The 19,829-nt window shown below is 62.9% G+C and carries 17 protein-coding genes and 1 riboswitch; of the genes, 5 read left to right on the forward strand and 12 right to left on the reverse strand.

What is annotated here, in order from left to right; translation table 11 throughout:
* Positions 1-86: 86 nt before the first annotated feature.
* Together JOE27_RS12535 and JOE27_RS12540 are read right to left on the reverse strand one after the other, a co-directional pair.
* Positions 87-569 carry a glutathione peroxidase gene (locus JOE27_RS12535; RefSeq protein ID WP_046784531.1) on the reverse strand — a complete coding sequence of 161 codons (483 nt, stop codon included), beginning with the start codon at positions 567-569 and terminating at the stop codon, positions 87-89.
* A gap of 141 nt (positions 570-710) precedes the next feature.
* Positions 711-1,196, reverse strand: coding sequence for a peptidylprolyl isomerase (locus tag JOE27_RS12540; RefSeq protein ID WP_012316220.1), 486 nt, complete (start codon positions 1,194-1,196; stop codon positions 711-713).
* On the opposite strand from JOE27_RS12540, the gene JOE27_RS12545 reads away from it, so the two are divergent.
* Together JOE27_RS12545 and pta are read left to right on the forward strand one after the other, a co-directional pair.
* Positions 1,195-1,497, forward strand: coding sequence for a DUF3565 domain-containing protein (locus tag JOE27_RS12545; RefSeq protein ID WP_080952066.1), 303 nt, complete (start codon positions 1,195-1,197; stop codon positions 1,495-1,497). The two genes, JOE27_RS12540 and JOE27_RS12545, sit on opposite strands and share 2 nt — an antisense overlap.
* Positions 1,498-1,528: 31 nt before the next feature.
* Positions 1,529-3,616 (forward strand): phosphate acetyltransferase, encoded by a 2,088-nt coding sequence (gene pta, locus JOE27_RS12550; RefSeq protein WP_119687765.1) that lies wholly within the window; start codon positions 1,529-1,531, stop codon positions 3,614-3,616.
* A gap of 120 nt (positions 3,617-3,736) precedes the next feature.
* Here the strand turns inward: pta and JOE27_RS12555 are convergent, their stop codons facing one another.
* From JOE27_RS12555 to JOE27_RS12600, 10 genes are all read right to left on the reverse strand, one after another.
* Complete coding sequence (locus JOE27_RS12555; protein WP_012316222.1) at positions 3,737-4,459, reverse strand: OmpA family protein; 723 nt, start codon at positions 4,457-4,459, stop codon at positions 3,737-3,739.
* A gap of 109 nt (positions 4,460-4,568) precedes the next feature.
* Complete coding sequence (locus JOE27_RS12560) at positions 4,569-5,213, reverse strand: MBL fold metallo-hydrolase (protein ID WP_204918871.1); 645 nt, start codon at positions 5,211-5,213, stop codon at positions 4,569-4,571.
* A gap of 15 nt (positions 5,214-5,228) precedes the next feature.
* Positions 5,229-5,576, reverse strand: a complete 348-nt coding sequence (locus tag JOE27_RS12565; protein ID WP_204918874.1) for a type II toxin-antitoxin system ChpB family toxin — start codon at positions 5,574-5,576, stop codon at positions 5,229-5,231.
* On the reverse strand, positions 5,573-5,851 hold the full coding sequence (locus tag JOE27_RS12570; protein WP_012316225.1) for an AbrB/MazE/SpoVT family DNA-binding domain-containing protein: 279 nt from the start codon (positions 5,849-5,851) through the stop codon (positions 5,573-5,575). The genes JOE27_RS12565 and JOE27_RS12570 overlap by 4 nt, the downstream gene beginning before the upstream one ends.
* A gap of 178 nt (positions 5,852-6,029) precedes the next feature.
* Positions 6,030-6,722 (reverse strand): HAMP domain-containing sensor histidine kinase, encoded by a 693-nt coding sequence (locus JOE27_RS12575; RefSeq protein WP_046784535.1) that lies wholly within the window; start codon positions 6,720-6,722, stop codon positions 6,030-6,032.
* Entirely contained in the window at positions 6,719-8,326 is a 1,608-nt protein-coding gene (locus tag JOE27_RS12580; protein ID WP_046784536.1) for a tetratricopeptide repeat-containing response regulator, read from the reverse strand. The genes JOE27_RS12575 and JOE27_RS12580 overlap by 4 nt, the downstream gene beginning before the upstream one ends.
* 159 nt (positions 8,327-8,485) lie before the next feature.
* Positions 8,486-11,203: a LuxR C-terminal-related transcriptional regulator gene (locus tag JOE27_RS12585; RefSeq protein WP_046784537.1), complete on the reverse strand. Its 2,718-nt coding sequence runs from the start codon at positions 11,201-11,203 to the stop codon at positions 8,486-8,488.
* Positions 11,204-11,476: 273 nt separating this feature from the next.
* A complete protein-coding gene (locus tag JOE27_RS12590; RefSeq protein ID WP_046784538.1) occupies positions 11,477-12,841 on the reverse strand; it encodes a DUF1329 domain-containing protein in 1,365 nt (454 codons plus the stop codon).
* Positions 12,842-12,866: 25 nt separating this feature from the next.
* Positions 12,867-14,786, reverse strand: coding sequence for a DUF1302 domain-containing protein (locus JOE27_RS12595; RefSeq protein ID WP_046784539.1), 1,920 nt, complete (start codon positions 14,784-14,786; stop codon positions 12,867-12,869).
* Between the two features lie 331 nt (positions 14,787-15,117).
* Positions 15,118-16,800, reverse strand: coding sequence for a fatty acid--CoA ligase (locus tag JOE27_RS12600; protein ID WP_046784540.1), 1,683 nt, complete (start codon positions 16,798-16,800; stop codon positions 15,118-15,120).
* Positions 16,801-16,960: 160 nt separating this feature from the next.
* Here JOE27_RS12600 and JOE27_RS12605 point away from each other — a divergent pair, with 160 nt between their 5' ends.
* From JOE27_RS12605 to JOE27_RS12615, 3 genes are all read left to right on the forward strand, one after another.
* Positions 16,961-17,926: a 2-hydroxyacid dehydrogenase gene (locus JOE27_RS12605; protein ID WP_115273875.1), complete on the forward strand. Its 966-nt coding sequence runs from the start codon at positions 16,961-16,963 to the stop codon at positions 17,924-17,926.
* A gap of 53 nt (positions 17,927-17,979) precedes the next feature.
* Positions 17,980-18,975, forward strand: coding sequence for a class I SAM-dependent methyltransferase (locus tag JOE27_RS12610; protein ID WP_204918877.1), 996 nt, complete (start codon positions 17,980-17,982; stop codon positions 18,973-18,975).
* A 42-nt stretch (positions 18,976-19,017) separates the two neighbouring features.
* Positions 19,018-19,137, forward strand: a riboswitch (yybP-ykoY riboswitch).
* Between the two features lie 91 nt (positions 19,138-19,228).
* Complete coding sequence (locus JOE27_RS12615) at positions 19,229-19,810, forward strand: TMEM165/GDT1 family protein (RefSeq protein WP_174141606.1); 582 nt, start codon at positions 19,229-19,231, stop codon at positions 19,808-19,810.
* Positions 19,811-19,829: the final 19 nt, after the last annotated feature.

Below are 19,829 nucleotides of genomic sequence, written 5' to 3' on the forward strand. Positions count from 1 at the left end.
TAGGGCCAGTGGAAGGCGTGGCCCAGCATTATTGATCGGGGTGATTCTGCGGTATCGCTGGGGGCGCGAAGCGGCCCCAGGGATAGTCAGCCCAACGCTTTCTCGATGGCTTGCACCACGGTTGGATCATCCGGCGCTGTACGCGGCGCAAAGCGCGCCAGCACCCGCCCGTCCTTGCCCACCAGAAACTTCTCGAAGTTCCAGCTGATATCGCCAGGAAACTCAGCGCCCTCACCCGCCAGCAGGCGGTACAGCGAATGGCGCTGCGGCCCGTTGACCTCAAGCTTTGCCCCCAGCGGGAAGCTCACGCCATAGTTTAGGCTGCAGAACTCCTGGATTTCCTTCTCGCTGCCGGGCTCCTGGCCCGCGAACTGGTTGCAAGGCAGGCCAAGCACGTTGAAGCCTTTACCCTTGAACTGCTGTTGCAGCTTTTCCAGCGAAGCGTATTGCGGCGTCAGGCCACACTTGGAGGCGACATTGACCACCAGCACTACCTGGCCCTTGAATGGTGCCAAGGGCAGGTCCTGGCCGTTCAGCGCCTTCAACGTCAGGTCGTGAAATGCACTCATGTTGAATCCCCTCTCAGGTTCCCGGTTGCCGCTGGGGCGAACAGCGCCCACTAAAAAGGCGCTCATCCAAGCCGTGCACCTCCCGGGAGGTTTGTCGGCTTGTCCGAGCGCCTGGCGACTTTCTGAGCTTAGCGCAGAAAATCAGTGGTGATGGCCACCTTCGCCGTGGACGTGACGGTGAGCGATTTCTTCTTCGCTGGCATCACGCACGTTGACGACCTTGACCTGGAAGGTCAGACGCTGGCCGGCCAGCGGGTGGTTGCCGTCGACAGTCACGTCGTCGCCGTCCAGGTCGCGGATGGTGACGATCTGCATCTGGCCGTCCGGTGCCGAAGCGTGGAACTGCATGCCCACTTCCAGCTCGTCGACACCCTCGAACATGCTGCGGTTCAGGGTGCTGACCAGTTCGGCCAGGTACTCGCCGTAGGCCTCTTCAGGCTCGATGCTGACGTTCAGTTCGTCGCCAGCCTGTTTGCCTTCCAAGGCTTTTTCCAGGCCCGGGATGATGTTGGCGTGACCGTGCAGGTAGACCAGCGGCGCGCCACCGGCGGAGCTGTCGATGGTCTCCCCGGCGTCGTTGGTCAGGGTATAGTCGATGGAGACTGCCTTGTTGGCGGCGATCAGCATGGGGCAAGACCTTTTGCAAAAGAATGTAGAGCGCACAAGTGTAACCAACGCATCGCCCGATTGCGAACGCAGCGCGGCTGCGGGAAGACCCATCAGTCGGATCATGGGCTTTCACCAGGACACCGAAGGCCACTGGGTGGTCGACCTGTCTTGCGGCCACACCCAGCACCTGCGCCACCAGCCACCGTGGCAGGCGCGCCCGTGGGTGCTCGACCCCCGCCAGCGTGCGCTGCGAATTGGCCAGGCTTTCGCCTGTGGCTGGTGTGCACAAGCGGCCGATAGCGATACCCTTGGCCGTTGATTCCTTGCAACGCTTATTCCGAGAAGCACGCATGCAAACATTTTTCATTGCGCCGACCGACTTTGGTGTCGGCCTGACTTCCATCAGCCTCGGCCTGGTGCGTACTTTGGAACGCGCCGGGCTCAAGGTCGGCTTTTTCAAGCCGATCGCCCAGCCCCACCCCGGGGATACCGGCCCGGAACGCTCCAGCGAACTGGTCGCACGCACCCACGGTATCAAACCGCCAATGCCGCTGAGCCTTGCCCAGGTCGAGCGCATGCTCGGCGATGGCCAGCTGGACGAACTGCTCGAAGAAATCATCCGCCTTTACCAGCAGGCTTGCGTGGGCAATGACGTGGTGGTGGTCGAAGGCATGGTGCCGACCCGCCACGCCAGCTACGCAGCGCGGGTCAACCTGCACCTGGCCAAAAGCCTGGATGCCGAAGTGATCCTGGTGTCGGCACCGGAAAACGAAGTGCTCAGCGAACTGTCCGGGCGGGTCGAGCTGCAGGCTCAACTGTTCGGCGGCCCGCGCGACCCGAAAGTGCTCGGGGTGATCCTCAACAAGGTTCGCACCGACGAAAGCATGGCCGAGTTCGCCGCGCGCCTGCGCGAGCACTCGCCGCTGCTGCGCGGCAACGACTTCAAGCTGCTCGGCTGCATCCCCTACCAACCCGAACTCAACGCCCCACGCACCCGCGATGTGGCTGACCTGCTTGGCGCCCAGGTGATCAACGCCGGTGACTACGAGCAACGGCGCATGAACAAGATCATCATCTGTGCGCGCACCGTGGCCAACACCGTGCCGCTGCTCACCCCAGGCACCCTGGTGGTGACCCCGGGCGACCGCGACGACATCATCCTTGCTGTGAGCCTGGCCGCGATCAACGGCGTGCCGCTGGCCGGCCTGTTACTGACCAGCGACAGCAAGCCCGATGCACGCATCCTCGGTTTGTGCCGCGGCGCCCTGCAGGCGGGCCTGCCGATCCTCTCGGTCAGCACCGGTTCGTACGACACGGCCAACCAGCTCAACTCACTCAACCGCGAGATCCCGGTGGACGACCGTGAGCGCGCCGAATTCATCACCGATTTTGTCGCCAGCCACCTCGACGCTGCATGGCTGCACCAGCGCTGCGGTACGCCGCGTGAGTTGCGCCTGTCGCCTGCGGTGTTCCGCTACCAGCTGATACAGCGGGCGCAGCAGGCCAACAAACGCATTGTCCTGCCCGAAGGCGCCGAGCCGTTGCTGGTGCAGGCGGCTGCGATCTGCCAGGCGCGCGGCATCGCACGGTGCGTGCTGCTGGCCAAGCCCGAGGAAGTCGAAGCGGTGGCCCGTGCGCAGGGGATCACCCTGCCGGCGGACCTGGAAATCCTTGACCCTGAGCTGATTCGCGGGCGCTATGTCGAGCCGATGGTCGACCTGCGCAAAAGCAAGAACCTCAATGCGCCGATGGCTGAGCAACAGCTGGAAGACCCGGTGGTGATCGGCACCATGATGCTTGCGCTGGACGAGGTCGACGGCCTGGTCTCCGGCCTGGTGCACTCCACCGCCAACACCATCCGCCCTGCCCTGCAGTTGATCAAGACTGCGCCAGGCGCCAGCCTGGTATCTTCGGTCTTTTTCATGCTGTTCCCCGAGCAGGTGCTGGTGTATGGCGACTGCGTGATGAACCCGCACCCCAGCGCCAGCGAGCTGGCTGAAATCGCGCGGCAGAGCGCCGAATCGGCGCAAGCCTTCGGCATCGCGCCACGGGTGGCGATGATCAGCTATTCAAGTGACTCGGCGAGCGACGAAGAAGTCGAGAAAGTGCGCGAAGCAACGCGCCTGGCGCAGGAAGCCGAGCGGGGCCTTGTGATTGACGGCCCGCTGCAGTACGACGCTGCCGCCAACCCGGCAATCGCCCGCCAGTTGGCGCCCAACAGCCAAGTGGCCGGGCGCGCCACGGTGTTCGTGTTCCCTGACCTGAACACCGGCAACACCACCCACAAGGCGGTGCAGCGCAGTACCGATGGGGTCAGCCTGGGGCCGATGCTGCAAGGGCTGCGCAAACCGGTGAACGACTTGCCGCGCGGCGCACAGGTGGACGATATCGTGCACACGATCGCGCTTACAGCCATCCAGGCCAGCGTGGTGCGTTAAAACCTGGGCTGCTTTGCAGCCCAATCGCCGGCAAGCCGGCTCCCACCGGGATGTGTGGCGCTTGCGATCCCGGTGGGAGCCGGCTTGCCGGCGATTGGGCCGCACAGCGGCCCTCATGGTTTACGGATACTGCTGCACCTGGCCCTGCTGATCATACTGCTGACCGGGAATAGGCTTGAGGTTGACCTCGACGCGACGGTTCTGCGCCCGGCCATTGGCATCGGCGTTGCTGGCAATCGGCTGGTCCGGGCCCATGCCACGCACCGACACGCGCGAGGCGTCCACGCCTTGCGAGGTCAGGTAGGCGCTCACTGCCTGGGCACGGCGCTGCGACAGGTCCATGTTGTGCTGGCGGCTGCCGGTACTGTCGGTGAAACCAACCACTTCGATGGTGTTCTGGTTGAACTGTTTGAACGAGGTCGCCAGGTTGTTCAGCGGCGAGTAGAAGCTTGGCGCGATGTTCGCCGAATCGGTGGCGAACGTGATGTTGCCTGGCATGATCAGCTTGATCTGGTCACCCTGGCGCTGCACTTCGACGCCGGTGTTGGCCATCTGGGCACGCAGTTCGGCTTCCTGCTTGTCGGCGTAGTAACCGTAACCGGCAGCGGCAGCACCTACCGCAGCGGCGCCGATCAGCGCGCCCTTGCCCCGGTTGTCGTGGTCGATGGCGGCACCGGCGATGGCGCCGGCCAGCGCGCCCAGGCCGCCGTACTTGGCGGTCTTGCTCATCCCGGTCGACCCACCCTGCGCCTGACCTTGGCTGTCGTAGGGGTTCTGGCCGGCACAGCCGGTCATCAGGGCTGCAGCGGTTGCGACGATAATCAGGCGACGCATGGTGAACATGGACAAGCTCCTACAAGAATTCGTGTGTGCGGCAAATCATGAATGCATTTATGCCAGCCTTGGATCGCGCTTGAGCGAAAAAATTCCATGAAAGGCTGTTTATGCTGGCTCAGGCCCGCACGAAGGGGTTCTCGCGCATTTCGTCACCCAGTCGGGTATCAGGGCCGTGGCCGGTGATCACGATTGCATCCTCATCCAGACGATACAGCCGCTCCTTGATCGAGCGAACGATAGCCCGCTGATCGCCGCCCCACAAATCGGTGCGGCCAATGCCACGGCGGAACAGGGTGTCACCGGCAACCAGCAGCTTGGCGTCAGCGAACCAGAAGCTCATCGAACCCGGCGTATGCCCTGGCGTGTGCAACGCCACGCCACAGCCGCAGGCCAGCGCTTCATCGTCACCCAGCCAGCGGTCTGGCGAGGGCACCGGTGTATACGGGACGCCGAACATCTGGCATTGCATTTCCAGGTTGTCCCACAGCACTTGGTCGTCCTTGTGCAGGTGCAAGGTCGCACCAGTGAGCTCCTTGAGCTTGCCCGAGGCGAGGAAGTGATCGAAGTGCGCATGGGTGTGGATGATGCTCACCAAGGTCAGGCCGTGGGCCTGCAGGCGGGCGAGGATCTTGTCCGGGTCACCACCCGGGTCGACGACGATGGCCTTTTTGGTAAGCGGGTCGCCGATCAAGGTGCAGTTGCACTGCAAAGGCCCGACGGGGAAGGTTTCGCGGATGAGAGCTAGCGACGCTTTTTCCATGAATGACCACAGCAATCAATTGAATAAAGTCTGAACACGAGCCAGCGCATCGAGGATCACGACCTCGGGAACCGACTCGACCCGTTTGGCGCCTCTGGCTTCAAGGTCGACCGTGCGAATCTGGTTGCAGAGCACTACGCCTTGGGTCTGGGTGCCCGCACCACTGAGAGTGACCGCAAAACCCGCATGCCTGGCGAAATCCCCACCTTGGGATATGGGAACGATCACGGCCAGCCCGCAAGCATTGAATGCTGCTGGCGTGACTACCAGGGCTGGGCGCCCGGCCCCTTGCTGCTCGCGACCGGCAGTAGGGTCGAGATTGACCCGAACAATATCGCCTCGGCCGAATTTAGCCCGCTTCACACTTCACGCCCCACTGGACGCATGGCGTTCCAGTCAGCCATGTCCTCGGGCTCCGGCGCATTCAGGTCACATTGTGCCATCAGCTCTTCAAGTGTGTATCTGGGATTGGCCCTGACAGGTTTGAGGACCATGGTCTCGCCTTGCGTGTCCAGGCTCAGTGTGGAGCCGACGCCAAGATGCATCTGTTTGAGCACTGTTGCCGGCAAACGAATCGCCGCACTGTTGCCCCACTGCTGAATCTTTATCTGCATGAGTATCTCCCAAGGTAGATACATAGTAGAAACCCTCCAAGTGAATGCAAGTGAAATGTAGAAACTTCGTATCTACATTGTCACTTGTCAGGCCCCGATAAAAGCCCGCATTCCACGAGTAGGATATGCCTCACAATGCCTTGGGAATCGACTCACAACCGGCCCTGGCGGCACTACGGGCCATGCGACCCGCCACCAGGCCTTACGGCAAATACAACCTGAACAATCCCCCGCCAAGCGCCCCACCATTGGCGATCTCGATTCGCCCGCGCACGCCATCGCGCTCATGCAGCGCAGCGATGCGTGCCGCGAAATAAAGGCCAAGCCCGGTGCTGCCGCTCTGCGCATCGATGCCCTGTACATAATCCTGCTGCCGCTCGAGCATGCGCGCCGGGTAGCCTGGGCCGTCATCGTTGACGCTGATCACCAATTGCTCGTTCTCTTGCGCGATGCTGATCAACAGCGCATGCCCGGCATAGCGGGTGGCGTTGGTGATCACATTGGCGATCACCGAGGCGACCAGTTCCCGATCGAAGAAACCCAGCGGATTTTCGCTGTCGATGCGCCAGGTGGCGAGGATATCGTTGTGCTCAAGCACTTGCTGATGAGCCGCCAGCTGCGCTTCGACGAAGTCGTCCAGCTCGTGATAGTCCGGGCACACCGGCAACTGGTTGACGCCCAGTTTGTACAGCCCCAGCATTTGCACCAGCATGCCATTGAGGTGGCGGAATTCGTGCTCGATCACGCCCAGCTCGGTGCCCCCGCGCAACTCCTCGGGCAGGCGCGCCAGCCACTGGTCGTGGGACTGGATCAGCGCTGACAACGAGTTTTTCAGGTCGTGCACGGTGGAGGCGATCACCGTGGAAAAATCCAGCCCCTGGTTGTCCTGGCTCATGCGCCGAACACCTTGATGTGCAGTTTGCGGTAGCGGTCATACCGGCTGTCGCTGGCAGGAATACCCGCGACGCTGGTCAGGCAGTTGCGACACTCCTGCAGGATTGCCGGCGGCGTGGCTTCGCCACCGATGCGCAACAGCGCCTGGGCAGTGTTGAGGGCAATGCTGATGTTCTTCGGTTGCAGTGACAGGGCCTTGCGGAACATCTGCAAGGCTTCATTGAGCTGCCCGGCCTGATAGCTGCGCACACCCTGGCGGTTGAGGTCGACAGCTTCGGTGACGGCGCCGAGCACCGTGGGGTCATCCGTCAGCTTGGCGACACTCTGCATGACCTTGGGGTCATCGCCGTAGGTTTCCACACAGCCTTTGAGGATGGTGCCGCCGGCACCTTCCTGGCCCAGCGCCTGCAGCTGTTTGGCCACGGTCAGGGCGGCTTCGACCGAGAAGAACTGATCCATCTTGTCCAGCCGCTGCAGGGCCTGCTCGGTAAGCTTGGCTGCAGTCTCTGCATCACCGGCCTGCTGCAGGCTGGCAGCTTTCATCAAGCGCGCACGCACTTGCAGGCCCTGATCCTCGACATTGTCCTTGGCCACCTCGCTGAGCACGGTATTGATCTCGACCCGGGTACGTGCATCCAGGCCGAAGCCGGCGTTCTTGTTCATCAATGCCTCGACCAGCCCAAGGTTGCTCTCCGCATCCTTGTAGCGCGAGCTCTGGCCCTGGTTCACCGCATGGCGAAACGCCTTCGAGGCGCTTTCGAAGTCTTCGTTGTCCAGCGCCAGTTTGCCCAGCGCGGCCTGGCGCCTCACCGCCAGGGGTGAAAGGCGCACGGCTTCTTCAAGCATGTTTTGCGCGCGCTTGGTCTCACCCTGGGCCACCAGCACGTCGGCCATGCCGTCGTACAGGCTCGGCATGATTGGAAACGCCTTGAGCGCCTGCTCATAAACGCCCTGGGCCTGCGCGTGCTGACCCCGTTTGTGCATCAGGCTGCCCAGCGCCGCATACACCCACGGCTGCGGGCGGCTGGCGAGAATGCCTTTGAGGAACTTTTCCAGCTCATCGAAGCGGTTCAGGTCTCGCAGGGCATCGGCCCGATAACGCAGGCACAGGGGCGCGAAACGCGGGTCCTTCTTGCACAGCTCGGCGCACGCAGCCAGCACTTCGGCCGGGCGGCCACGGTCCAGGGCCTGCAGGATCGGCTTGAGCAAGGTCTTGCGCTGCGTCAGCTTGTCGAGGCGCTGGGCCAGGCCCACCCGGTTGAACGGTTTGGTCAGGTAGGCATCGGGCTCGTGCTCCAGGGCGCTGAGCACGATGGCCTGGCTGCTCTCGGCGGTCACCATGATGAACACGCACTCATGGCTGATCAGCTTGTCGAGGATCATGTCCTCCAGCACTTGCTGGCCGTTCTTCTTGCCATCCCCAAGGTGAAAATCCTGAAGAATGTAGTCATAGCGCTTTTGCCCGCACATGCGCAGGGCCTGCTCACCGCTGTCGGCAGTGTCGACGTCACGCACGCCCAGCTCGCGCAGCATGGAGCGCGTCGACGTGCGAAAGTCGGTGAAGTCATCGACGATCAGAAAGCTCTTTTGCCCGTACTGCAGCATCAACACGACCTGTATTGGATGATGGGAGGATGGCGTGCGGCGATGCATACCGCCGAAACGTGTATCGGCAGCCAGGCGTAAAAGATGAGGGCAGGCAGTGCTGCAGCGAGAGGCTGGCCTGGGCCGTTGTTTATCCGGCCAGGCCGCCAACAACCGGCATCAGGCCAGCAGGCCCAACGACTTGGCCCGTGCCACCGCCTGGGTACGCCGCTCCACCCCGAGCTTGCTGTTGATATGGCTGGCGTGGGTCTTGACGGTGTGCAGCGAGATGAACAGGCGCTCGCTGATCTGCTGGTTCGAGCAGCCTTGGGCGATCAATTCCAGCACTGCCAGCTCACGACCACTGAGCGCCTCGCACGTGCCGCTGCTCGGCGCGGCCTGCTCGGGCAGACGAGCCAGCAGCTCGACCTGAACCTTGCAGGCAGGACGTGCGAGCAACTGCTCGCGAAGCCACAGCGGGTGCAGCTCGATCAACCGCTGAAACGGCTGCATCACCCCGCCCTGGGCCGCTGCCAGGGCCATGGGCAAGCGCTCGGCAGCCTGCGCCTCGCCACCGTGCTCCAAGGACAAGGTGATCCACTGGCACAGCGCGCTCAAGGTCAGCATCATGCCACCGCCGGCCTGCCCGCGCTCGACCAGGCCGCGCAAGCGCGCAGCGGCATCCTCACTGCGGCCCTGGATGCGTTCGAGCAAGGCCTGCTGCAACTCGATGTGCAGCGCTAACAACGGGTGGAACTCCGGCGCCGCCGCAGGCTGCTCGCCACCGTAGGTCTGGCCCAGGCGCAGCAACCAGGACTCGGCCAGGTCGGTACGCCCCTGCGCCAGCCACAATTCGCACTTCACCAGCGTGATCATGGCCAGGTAGAAGATCGGCGGCACGTCCCAGATATGCATCAGCCTCTCGGCTTCGGCCAGTTCGGCGAAGGCGTCGGCGTAGCGCCCTTCACGCCCGTCGAGGGTAGCGATCACACAGTGGCCTATCAGCACGCTGATATCGCGACAGGCGCGCGCCTCGCCCAGCCCCGCACGCAAGCGCGCACGCCCTTGCGCAGGTTGCAGGCGCGTCACCAGCAGGTAGCCCTCGTACAACGTCAGCCGCGCGCGCACGGCATACAGCCGCTGGGCCGAAAGGCCCTGGAGGCGTTGCAGCCCCTGGCGCACCTCGTCCAGCGCGCGCAGCGCCTCGCCCCTGGCATGCAGCACCCGGGCACGGTCGTAGTGCGCCAAGGCTTCGAACAAGGGGTTGCCAACCCGCTGGGCCAACTCCAGCGCCTCGCGGTTCCAACCACGCGCTCGCCAAAAGTCGCCATCGGCAATGGCCAGGTTGGACAGCGTCGACAGGCACACCAGACGCTGCCCATAACGTTTGCACGGCAGGCTTTGCAGCGCCTCACCACAATAGGCCAGGGTGCGTTCGCGATCACCGCGGCCGCGCGCAATTACCCCGCTCAAGGCCAGCCACTGGGCCAGCATGGACCTTTGCGCGGTGGCTGAAGGCGCTGGCAAAAAGCGGCTGAGGTAGCTTGCCAGCTCTTCGGCTGCGTCCAATTGGCAGGCCAGGCCCAGCGCCCAGCTGTACAGCACGATCAGCCGGGGCGTACTGATCAGCAGGCTGTCGGGCAAGTCCATCTTCCAGCGCAGCAGCATGCCGACGTTCTGCTCGGCCAGCAGTTGCTCCTCCGACAGGCTCTGCACCAGGTCGGCGGCAACGTCCAGATGGCCAGCCCGCAGGGCTTGCTCCACCGCTTCGTCAAGCAGCCCCTGAGCCTGGAACCAACGGCAGGCACGCAGGTGCAGGCGCGCCTGCGGTTCATTGGACTGGCGGCTGCGCAACAGGTCGGAGAACAGGTGATGGTAGCGATACCAGTGCCCATGCTCGTCCAGCGGCACCAGAAACACCTGGTGCGCCTGCAGGTAACGAAGGATGGCCGCGCTGTCGTCGCGCTGACGCAGGGCATCGCACAACGCCGCGCAGAAGCGCTCCTGGCACGCAGTGTCGAACAGAAACGCCTGCACGTCCTCAGGCAGGATTTCGATGACTTCTTCCAGCAGGTAATCGCGGATCAAGCCTTCCCCGCCATGCAGGGCCTGTGGCAGCGCATGCTCGTCGCCGGACTCGCTCGCCGCCAGTTGCCAGAACCGCAACCCGGCAACCCAGCCGTCGCTGCGCTGGATCAGGTTGTCCAAGGCCTGGCCGCGCAGGCCTGTAGGCTGGCGACCAAGAACGGCCAGGGCCTCGTCGGGCGTCAGGCGCAGTTCCTGCTCGTTGATCTCGACCAGTTGCCGTGAGAGCCGCAGCCGCGCCAGGTGCCAGTCTGGCCGCTGGCGGCTGGTGACCAGCAACACCAAGCCGCCCGGCAAGTGGTTGAGAAAAAACTGCAGGCAGCGATCGAGCACCGGCCCCTGGGCCAGGTGATAGTCGTCCAGTACCAGCAGCAAGGGTGTATCGGCTTGCAGGTACAACGCCAATTCGTCGAGCAGGCCGTCGATCCATTCCTCGAACGCGAAGGGTTGGTGGCGCTGGCGCATTTTCAACAGGCCCATGGCTTGGCCGCCCAACGCCGGGCAGTACTGCTGCAGCCCCTCAAGCAAGCGTTCGAGAAAACGGCCCGGGTCAGCATCGCGCTGGCTGAGCCCAAGCCAGAGGCTGCGCCAATGGTCGGGCAGCGCCTCGCAGAATTCGATGGCAAGGGAGCTCTTGCCGAAGCCTGCCGGGGCATTGACCAGCAACAAACGGCCGCTGAGGCCGGCCTGCAAACGCTGGCACAGGCGCGCACGCGGCACGTGGCCGTGCGGCAGCGGTGGCCGGAAGAAGCGCCCGTCCAGCAGGCCCACGGCCTGGCTGGCGACTCCATGCGTACGGGACAAATCAGTCATGGCCGGCTCGTTCTGGTTGGAAGACTACGGCGGTACGGATTGTTCCGAGACTAGCGGGTAACGCGGCGTATTTGAAGATGATGGGCGCAAATGGCCTGTAAAAGACTACGACAAAAAACGACAAGCCTGATGGACAGAGGGCTGGCGCGGGGTTTGGCGAGGTATTCACCCGTTTTATGACTGCGCCGGCCAGTACAACAAGGGGCTGGAACAGAAACGCCCCGGCAAGCCGGGGCGTTCTGGGAGTATCACAAGGTGTGCAGCACTAGCGGTTCAACGAATACCCGACTGGCGCAGCGCAGCTGGCTGGAAGTCTGCCTTGCTGGCACTGAAGCCGAAGTCGTAGGCGCGCTTCTCTTCGTTCTTCATGCCCAAGGCCAGGTAACGGCCCGATTGCAGGTCGTAGATGGCCTCCAGGGTGTACCACGGTACCTGAACATTGTAGTAGTCCTGGGCATGCGCCTCGGAAACCCGCCATAGCTGGCCGCGGCCGTCATACTGGTCGATCACCGCTGCCTGCCAGGTGTCCTCGTCGATATAGAAGTCGCGCTTGGCATAGATGTGGCGCTGCCCCGGCTTGAGCGTTGCAACCACATGCCAGACCCGGCGCAGCTCATAGCGGGTCAGGTCCTGATTGATGTGACCGGCCTTGAGGATGTCGGCGTACTTGAGCTTCGGATCGTCGAGTTTGTAAGCGTTGGAGGCGATGTACATCTCCTTCTTGCCTTCAAGCTTCCAGTCGTAGCGGTCTGGCGCACCGTTGTACATGTCCAGGTTGTCCGAAGTACGCAGGCCATCCGCTGCGGTACCCGGCCCGTCATACGACACCTGCGGCGCCTGGCGCACGCGACGCTGGCCGGCGTTGTAGATCCACGCCTTGCGCGGTTCTTTCACCTGGTCGAGGGTTTCGTGCACCAGCAGCACGGTACCGGCCAGACGCGCTGGCGCGGTCACTTCCTGTTTGAAGTAGAAGAGGACGTTGCCCGGGTTGTTCGGATCGAAGTCCTTCATCTTGTCGCGGAAGACGAACTGATCGGCGAAGTACACCAGGCTGTAGGAGCCGCTCTGCTGCGGCGTAGCCTGGGTTACCAAACGGCTGACGCTACCACCACGGTAGCGGGTGATGTGGTTCCAGATAACCTCGATGCCACTCTTGGGGATCGGGAACGGTACTGCGGTCTGGAAGTTGTTCAGCCCGTTGCCGCCTTCGACCAGCGTAGTCGCGGTGGCATTCTTCTTGATTGCGGCGAACACATCGTCAGGCACCGTGGAGCCTCGATGGGTCTTGTACACCGGGATCTTGAAGGTTTGCGGGTAGCGCTTGAACATCGCCACCTGGCCTGGTGACAGCTTGTCCTTGTACTGGTCTACGTTCTGCGCGGTGATGGTGAACAGCGGTTTGTCGCTGCCATACGGGTCGGAAAGGAAGCCCTTGGCATCGACGCTGCCTGCGGTCTTTGACAACGGTTGCCACGGGCCGATGGAGCCATCGGCGTTACCGGCCTTTTCCGCGCCCATCGGGGTCAGGGTGCTGCCCAGCTTTGCCGCTTCATCAGCGGAAACCGCAGCCATGACGCCGGTTGCCAGCAGGGACAGGCCCAGTACTCCGGCTTGCAGCAGACTTCTGGTCTTGTTCATGTCGTGTCGTCCTGGATCTGTGTGCTTAGAAGTTCACGCCGAAGCTGAGGGCGAGGAAGTCGCGATCATCCACGGTGCTGTACTTGCCGTCGAAGAAGTTGGTGTACGACAGGCTCGCGGTGTAGGTCTGCTGGTACTCGGCGTCCAGCCCGAGGCTGACTGCCTTGCGGCCTTCCTCGAAGTTGCCGCCAGGGCCCGGCGAGTAACCATCGACGTCATGCGACCAGGCTACGCTGGGGCGCAGGTTCACACCGGCAATGACGTTGTTGTAGTCCCAGATCGCACGGACGCGATAGCCCCAGGAATCAGACGTGGTATAGCCATCGTTCTCGCAGTAGCGCGATACGTTGTTGGCATCGGTGGTGCCCAGGGTGCTGCTGTTGAGCGCCTCGCACTGGCCATTGGGCAGAGGCCCCGGGCCGAACACCGGGTCACGCCCGTAACGCATCTTGGATGTGCTTTCCAGGCCGCCGACGTGGGTCCAGCCGATTTCGCCGACCATGGTCAGCCGCTCTGCCCCCATCACCTGATCGAAGAAGTGGGTGAAGGTTGTCTGCAGTTGGGTGATTTCCTTGCGACGATAACCAGGCTGGTCGGCACCCGGTGTTCCCTGCAACACAGAGACATCCGGATTGAGCGGCGTCAGGCCCGAATAGAGGATATCGGTGGTATTCAACTGCACCGGAGCGTTCGGCCGGTAGCTGATCTCGCCACTCCAGGCGGTACCGGTAGGCAGTGTGGTCGAGAAGCTCAGACCATACAGACGGATGTCTTCCGGATACTCCACGTAGTAGCTGGAGTTGCCTGCGACCTGCAACGGCATGAGGCTTGGCAACAGGCTCGCCAGCGCAGCAGACGGCACACCCGCACTGACCAGCGCGCCCGCCAGGCCGCTTGTGCTGTAGTACTGGGCATCGGCACCGCGACCGCTGAAGATTGGCGCACGGCTGTGGTAGTTCATGAAGTAGCCACCGAATTCGGTATTGAGCGGCTCATACATGTAGCGCAGGGCAACGCCGAACTGACCACTGTCCCGAGCATCGCGGTCCGCGCCACGACGGACGATCACGCCCTCATCGGGGGAGCCGTAACTCACGCCGCGTGCGGCAAGAGTGGCCGCGACTGGCGCAGCCAGCGGCCCAAGCCGGCTGGCCAAGGTGTTCTGCGTGGCCAGCACGGCCAGGTTGTTGTCGCAGCCGTCGGCGATCACGTCGGGCTGGGAGAAGAATGTGCCGCAGTTGTCGACAACGGTCTGGTCCCACTCGATCTGGTAGAAAGCTTCGGTCGACAGGTTGTCGGTGAGGCTTTGCGAGACGTAGAACATGTTGACGGGGATCAGGCCTTCCTTGATTTCAGCCCCTGGCCGGCGGAACGCAGAAACGTCGATCGGGTTGACTGCGTTGATGCCGCCGCCAATGAAGGTACTCTCCCCCCAGCTCACTACCTGCTTGCCCAGACGCACCGAGCCGGGTTGATCACCGATGGCGTAGTTGTGATAGACGAACGCGTCGAGCAGTTCGGCGCCAGACGACTTGGCGCCCTCCTTGCGGTTCGAATCGCTGATGTCCTTGAACTCGCGGTTCTCGTCCTTGAGTTCGAAGTCGTACCAGTACTTGCCCCGCACGAAGATGCCGGTGTCGCCATACTTCAGTTCAAGGTCGTGGATACCTTTGAAGATCTTCGAGAAGGTTTCGCCTTTCTTGAAGTTGAGGTGACCATCGTCCGAGGTTTGCGAAAGACCCTTGCCGCCGTTGTTGGCGCCGATCAGGTTGCTGTTAGGGTTGGCGGTCGACCAGCTGGCCCCGACGGAGAGCGACGAGTCGAACTGGCCTTCGATTTCCCCGATGTTGAAACTGACCGCGAAAGCAGGGCTTGCGAGCGTGGAAGCAAGGCTGACGGCCAAAGGCAGCTTGGCCCGACGCCAGAACGGGTTTGCAGATGTCATCGACGCTACTCCATGTACTTTTTTGTTATGGCAGTGAGTCCTTTCAAGAACGGCCCGTGCGACCGGTATGCAGGCTTGCGCCCGTGGCGACACGTGTTGCGCGTGTCGCCCTCCCCCATTCCTGAAAATCCCCTGGCCCCGACTATAGCCAGCAGACCAAGGTGCTTGATCCCTCTAAAGTGTGATTTGCACACCGTTGGCCAATTCGCCCTGGCGTGTTCCCAGGTTACGCACCGGCAGTGCCCAAGCATGGCCGATTTTTACCGATTGGCAAGGTGACGGCCGCTCTGGCCTGCGGGTCGTGCCCCGGGGTACACGACCCGCAACGCGGTTACAGCGTGGAAAGGAAGGCGCTGTTACTCGCCTGCCACTGGACGATGTCCTGGCGGATGCGCTTCTTGTCGAGCTTCCCGACACTGGTCTTGGGAATTTCTGTAACAACGGCGATCTGGCAGGGAATCGCCCACTTGTTGATGTGCCCTTGCTCTACAAATGGCTTGAGGTGTTCCTTCAACGCCTTGGCATCGACAGCCTGGCCGTCATGCACCACCAGCAGGGCGAACGGGCGCTCCCCCCACTGCGGGTCGGCGACCCCAACCACTGCAACCTCGCGCACTCCAGGATGCCGGCTGATCAGGTCCTCGAGGTCCAGGGAAGATATCCATTCACCCCCAGTCTTGATCACGTCCTTGATGCGGTCGCGAATGTCTATGTAACCCATGCCGTCGAGCGTGGCGACGTCACCGGTGTGCAGCCAGCCACCCTGCCACAGCTCCTCGCTTTTCTCCGGCTCCTTGAAATAGCCCATGGTCAACCAAGGCGCACGCAGCACCAGCTCACCTTGAGTCTCGCCATCTGCCGGGAGGAAATTGCCATCGCCATCGACGATCGCAGCTTCCACCAGCGGCACCGGGACACCGGCCTTGATGCGGTAGGTCACGCGTTCGTCTTCGCTGCCGGCCTGCAGCTCATCGTTCAGGTGGGCGGCAGAAATCAGCGGGCACGTTTCGGACATGCCATAGGCTGCAGTCAGCTGAATGCCCCGGGCCAGCGCCGCTTGATATAGCGAGCGGTTGAGCGCACTGCCACCGATGATGATCTTCCAGCCGCCGAAGTCCTGGCCCTGGGAGCTCGGACAATTGAGCAGCATCTGCAGGATGGTGGGTACGCAGTGCGAGAAGGTGACCTTCTCGTCCCGCCAGAGCTTGATCAGCATGTCGGGCTCGTAGCGGCCCGGGTACACCTGTTTCAGACCGAGCATGGTCGCCGCATACGGGATGCCCCAGGCATGCACGTGAAACATGGGCGTGATGGGCATGTACACATCATTGCTGCCAAGCAGGCGGACGCTGTCGATACTCCCGGTCACCGAGGCCTCGGCCAAGGTGTGCAGCACCAACTGGCGGTGGGTGAAGTAGACGCCCTTGGGGTTACCTGTGGTGCCGGTGGTGTAGAACGTGGTGGCGACCGAGTTCTCGTCGAAATCCGGGAAGTCGTAATGCGGGCTGGCCGCCGCCAGCAACTGCTCGTACTCGCCCACCAGGTTCGGCAGTTCGGCGGTCTTGTCCGGGCCATCGGTCAACAGCAGGGTCTTGTCGACCGTGGTCAACTGCCCGGCAATGGCCTGGTAAAGGCCGACAAAATCGCTGTTGACCAGCACGAAGCGGTCCTCGGCATGGTTCATGGTGTAGAGGATCTGCTCAGGCGACAGACGTACGTTGATGGTGTGCACCACCGCGCCGATCATCGGGATGGCGAACATGCATTCCAGATAACGGTGGCTGTCCCAATCCATCACCGCCACGGTGTCACCGGCCTTGACCCCGGCTTCGGTCAGCACGTTGGCCAGGCGGGCGATACGCTCGTTGAGCTGTGGATAGGTCAGCCGCAACTGGTCGCGGTAGACGATCTCGCGGGTCTTTTCATAGCGGCTGCCGGACATCAGCAGGCGTTTGATCAGCAGAGGAAAGCTGTAGGCGCCCTCGGCGGGCTTGATGATGCGGGTCTGCAGCATGGTTATCCCTTCTTGAAAAGCGAGCCGGACAAGTCTGTGCCTACTGTAGTTCGCCAATGTGACGGTCAAATCAGCCGAAGGAATGATTTGGCTGCGCGAGGTATGAGTGGCATTGTTCGGTCGATGGATCAACCCTTGCCCTGCCACTGGAGCCGTACCTATGCCCAGCCCGCGTCGCGCTGTGTTTCTCGATCATGAATCCCTGGACCTTGGTGACCTCGACCTTTCACCTTTGCAGAGCCAGTTCGACGCGCTCGAACTGTACAACGCCACCCGCCCGGATCAGGTAGCCGAGCGCCTGCAGGGCGCCGTTGCGGTGATCAGCAACAAGGTCATGCTCGACGCCAACGCTCTGTCAGCCAACCCACAGCTCAAGCTGATCCTGGTCGCCGCCACCGGTACCAACAACGTCGACCTGGCTGCCGCCCGCGCTCAGGGCATCACTGTCTGCAACTGCCAGGGCTACGGCACGCCCTCGGTGGCACAGCACACCCTGGCCCTGCTGCTGGCGCTGGCCACGCGCTTGTGCGACTACAACCAGGCGGTGGCCGACGGCCAATGGGCCAAGGCCAGCCAGTTCTGCCTGCTGGACTTCCCGATCGTGGAACTGGAAGGCAAAACCCTAGGCCTGCTCGGCCATGGTGAACTCGGTGGCGCCGTCGCGCGGCTTGCAGAAGCCTTTGGCATGCGCGTGCTGAGCGGGCAGATCCCCGGGCGCCCGGCGCGCAACGATCGCCTGCCGCTGGACGAACTGCTGCCGCAGGTCGATGCCCTGACGTTGCACTGCCCCCTCAACGAACACACACGGCACATGATCGGCGCACGTGAGCTGGCATTGCTCAAGCCCGGCGCGCTGGTGGTCAATACCGCACGTGGCGGCCTGATAGACGAGCAGGCCCTGGCCGACACCCTTCGTCGCGGCCATCTGGGCGGCGCCGCCACCGACGTGCTGAGCGTCGAGCCGCCGGTCAACGGCAACCCGCTGCTGGCCGGCGACATCCCGCGCCTGCTGATCACGCCGCACAGCGCCTGGGGCGCGGTGGAATCGCGCCAGCGCATCGTCGGCCAACTCAGCGAGAACGCCCAGGCATTCTTTGCCGGCCAGCCACGCCGCGTGGTCAGCTGAGCGCAAGGGCAGGCTCTGCTACACTGCGCCACTTTTTTCAGGAGGCGTCGTCCATGGACCCGCGCAGTGAAGTTTTGCTCCGCCAGGCGGACCTGTTCCAGGGTCCACTGCTGATCGCCGGCGCCCCCGCCGATGACCTGCTCGGCCAGCTGCCAGAGGCCAATGCCTGGACCTGGCACGCGGGCGATCAGGCCATACTTGACGCCCGCTTTGCCGGGCGCAGCCATTACGGCGTCGACGTGCCGCCGGTCGCCTTCGAGGCGGCCGTACTGTTCCTGCCCAAGTCGCGCGAACTGGCGGCCTACCTGCTAAACGCACTGGCGTCACGCCTGGGCGGCGGCGAACTCTACCTGGTGGGCGAAAAACGCGGCGGCATCGAAGGCGCAGCCAAGCATTTGCAGGCCTTGGGCAAGCCACGCAAGCTCGACAGTGCCCGGCATTGCCAGCTATGGCAGGTCACCGTGGACAACGCGCCCGAAGCCAAGCCACTGGAAAGCCTGGCCGAACGCTTCGCGCTTGAACTGGAAGACGGCCCGCTGCAGGTGGTCAGCCTGCCTGGCGTGTTCAGCCACGGCCGCCTGGACCGCGGCACAGCGTTGCTGCTCAAGCACCTGGATAACCTGCCAGTGGGCCATGTACTGGACTTTGGCTGCGGTGCCGGTGTACTCGGCGCCACAGTCAAACGCCGTTACCCACAGAGCCGGGTCACGATGCTGGACGTAGACGCCTTCGCCGTGGCGGCCAGCCGCCTGACGCTGGCGGCCAATCAGCTGGAAGGTGAAGTTATCAGTGGCGACGGTATCGATGCTGCACCCGGCGACCTGAGCCTGATCCTGAGTAACCCGCCGTTCCATACCGGTGTGCACACCAACTACCAGGCATCGGAAAACCTGCTGAAAAAATCAGGCCAACATCTGCGAAAAGGCGGCGAAATGCGCTTGGTCGCCAACAGTTTCCTGCGTTACCAGCCTCTGATCGAAGGCGCGCTGGGCAACTGTCGGACCTGTGCCGAGGCAGACGGTTTTCGCATCTATCAAGCAACACGCTGATAAAAACAGGGCTTGCCCAAAGCGTTTCGGCTAGGCAGAATCCGCACCGTCCTAGGGGAGTAGTCTCCCGCAAGCACCCTGCTTGCCCGGCACGCGTCAACACACTTGGCCCACAGGCCATGGCGCGTGCGACCCACGATCTGCGCAGACAGGTCCAGGGTTTGACAAGACCTATGACACGCACACCTTACCCGGGGCGGGGAGGCTGTACGTGTCATAGCCGTGTCGACCCGCCCCCACAGGAACCCTGATGCTGGAATCGCTACTCGTACCCACCGCGATCGTCGCGCTTGCCGAAATCGGCGACAAGACGCAATTGCTCGCGCTCATTCTGGCTGCTCGCTTCCGCAAGCCCTGGCCGATCATCGCCGGCATCATCGCCGCCACCTTGGCCAACCATGCCGCCGCAGGTGCCGTAGGCGCCTGGGTCAGCGGGTTCTTCAGCGAGTCGACGCTGCACTGGATTCTCGCCGCGAGCTTTACCGCCACGGCCCTGTGGACCCTGGTGCCAGACAAGATGGATGATGATGAAAACCCTGCGCGGCGCTTCGGCCCGTTCCTTACTACGCTGATCGCGTTCTTCCTGGCCGAGATCGGTGACAAGACCCAGGTTGCCACGGTGATGCTGGCAGCCCAGTACCCGCACCTGATCATGGTCATCATCGGTACCACGTTAGGCATGCTGATTGCGAACGTACCGGTAGTCCTGGCGGGCAATTTCGCCGCAGAAAAACTGCCGCTTACGCTGATTCGTCGCCTGGCCGCGACGGCCTTCATCGTGCTGGCGATCGTCGCCGTCTACTCGGCAATGAAAACCAGTGGGTGGGTGGGGTAAAGCTGCAAGCTGCAAGAAA

Source organism: Pseudomonas sp. M5 (assembly GCF_016907075.1).
GTDB lineage: Bacteria > Pseudomonadota > Gammaproteobacteria > Pseudomonadales > Pseudomonadaceae > Aquipseudomonas > Aquipseudomonas putida_E.

What these genes read in the sequence shown, in the direction of transcription:
- JOE27_RS12535 (WP_046784531.1), bottom strand. Translation starts at nt 569, where the DNA reads ATGAGTGCATTTCACGACCTGACGTTGAAGGCGCTGAACGGCCAGGAC.
- JOE27_RS12545 (WP_080952066.1), top strand. Translation starts at nt 1,195, where the DNA reads ATGGGGCAAGACCTTTTGCAAAAGAATGTAGAGCGCACAAGTGTAACC.
- JOE27_RS12540 (WP_012316220.1), bottom strand. Translation starts at nt 1,196, where the DNA reads ATGCTGATCGCCGCCAACAAGGCAGTCTCCATCGACTATACCCTGACC.
- pta (WP_119687765.1), top strand. Translation starts at nt 1,529, where the DNA reads ATGCAAACATTTTTCATTGCGCCGACCGACTTTGGTGTCGGCCTGACT.
- JOE27_RS12555 (WP_012316222.1), bottom strand. Translation starts at nt 4,459, where the DNA reads ATGTTCACCATGCGTCGCCTGATTATCGTCGCAACCGCTGCAGCCCTG.
- JOE27_RS12560 (WP_204918871.1), bottom strand. Translation starts at nt 5,213, where the DNA reads ATGGAAAAAGCGTCGCTAGCTCTCATCCGCGAAACCTTCCCCGTCGGG.
- JOE27_RS12570 (WP_012316225.1), bottom strand. Translation starts at nt 5,851, where the DNA reads ATGTATCTACCTTGGGAGATACTCATGCAGATAAAGATTCAGCAGTGG.
- JOE27_RS12575 (WP_046784535.1), bottom strand. Translation starts at nt 6,722, where the DNA reads ATGAGCCAGGACAACCAGGGGCTGGATTTTTCCACGGTGATCGCCTCC.
- JOE27_RS12580 (WP_046784536.1), bottom strand. Translation starts at nt 8,326, where the DNA reads ATGCTGCAGTACGGGCAAAAGAGCTTTCTGATCGTCGATGACTTCACC.
- JOE27_RS12585 (WP_046784537.1), bottom strand. Translation starts at nt 11,203, where the DNA reads ATGACTGATTTGTCCCGTACGCATGGAGTCGCCAGCCAGGCCGTGGGC.
- JOE27_RS12590 (WP_046784538.1), bottom strand. Translation starts at nt 12,841, where the DNA reads ATGAACAAGACCAGAAGTCTGCTGCAAGCCGGAGTACTGGGCCTGTCC.
- JOE27_RS12595 (WP_046784539.1), bottom strand. Translation starts at nt 14,786, where the DNA reads ATGACATCTGCAAACCCGTTCTGGCGTCGGGCCAAGCTGCCTTTGGCC.
- JOE27_RS12600 (WP_046784540.1), bottom strand. Translation starts at nt 16,800, where the DNA reads ATGCTGCAGACCCGCATCATCAAGCCCGCCGAGGGCGCCTACAGCTTT.
- JOE27_RS12605 (WP_115273875.1), top strand. Translation starts at nt 16,961, where the DNA reads ATGCCCAGCCCGCGTCGCGCTGTGTTTCTCGATCATGAATCCCTGGAC.
- JOE27_RS12610 (WP_204918877.1), top strand. Translation starts at nt 17,980, where the DNA reads ATGGACCCGCGCAGTGAAGTTTTGCTCCGCCAGGCGGACCTGTTCCAG.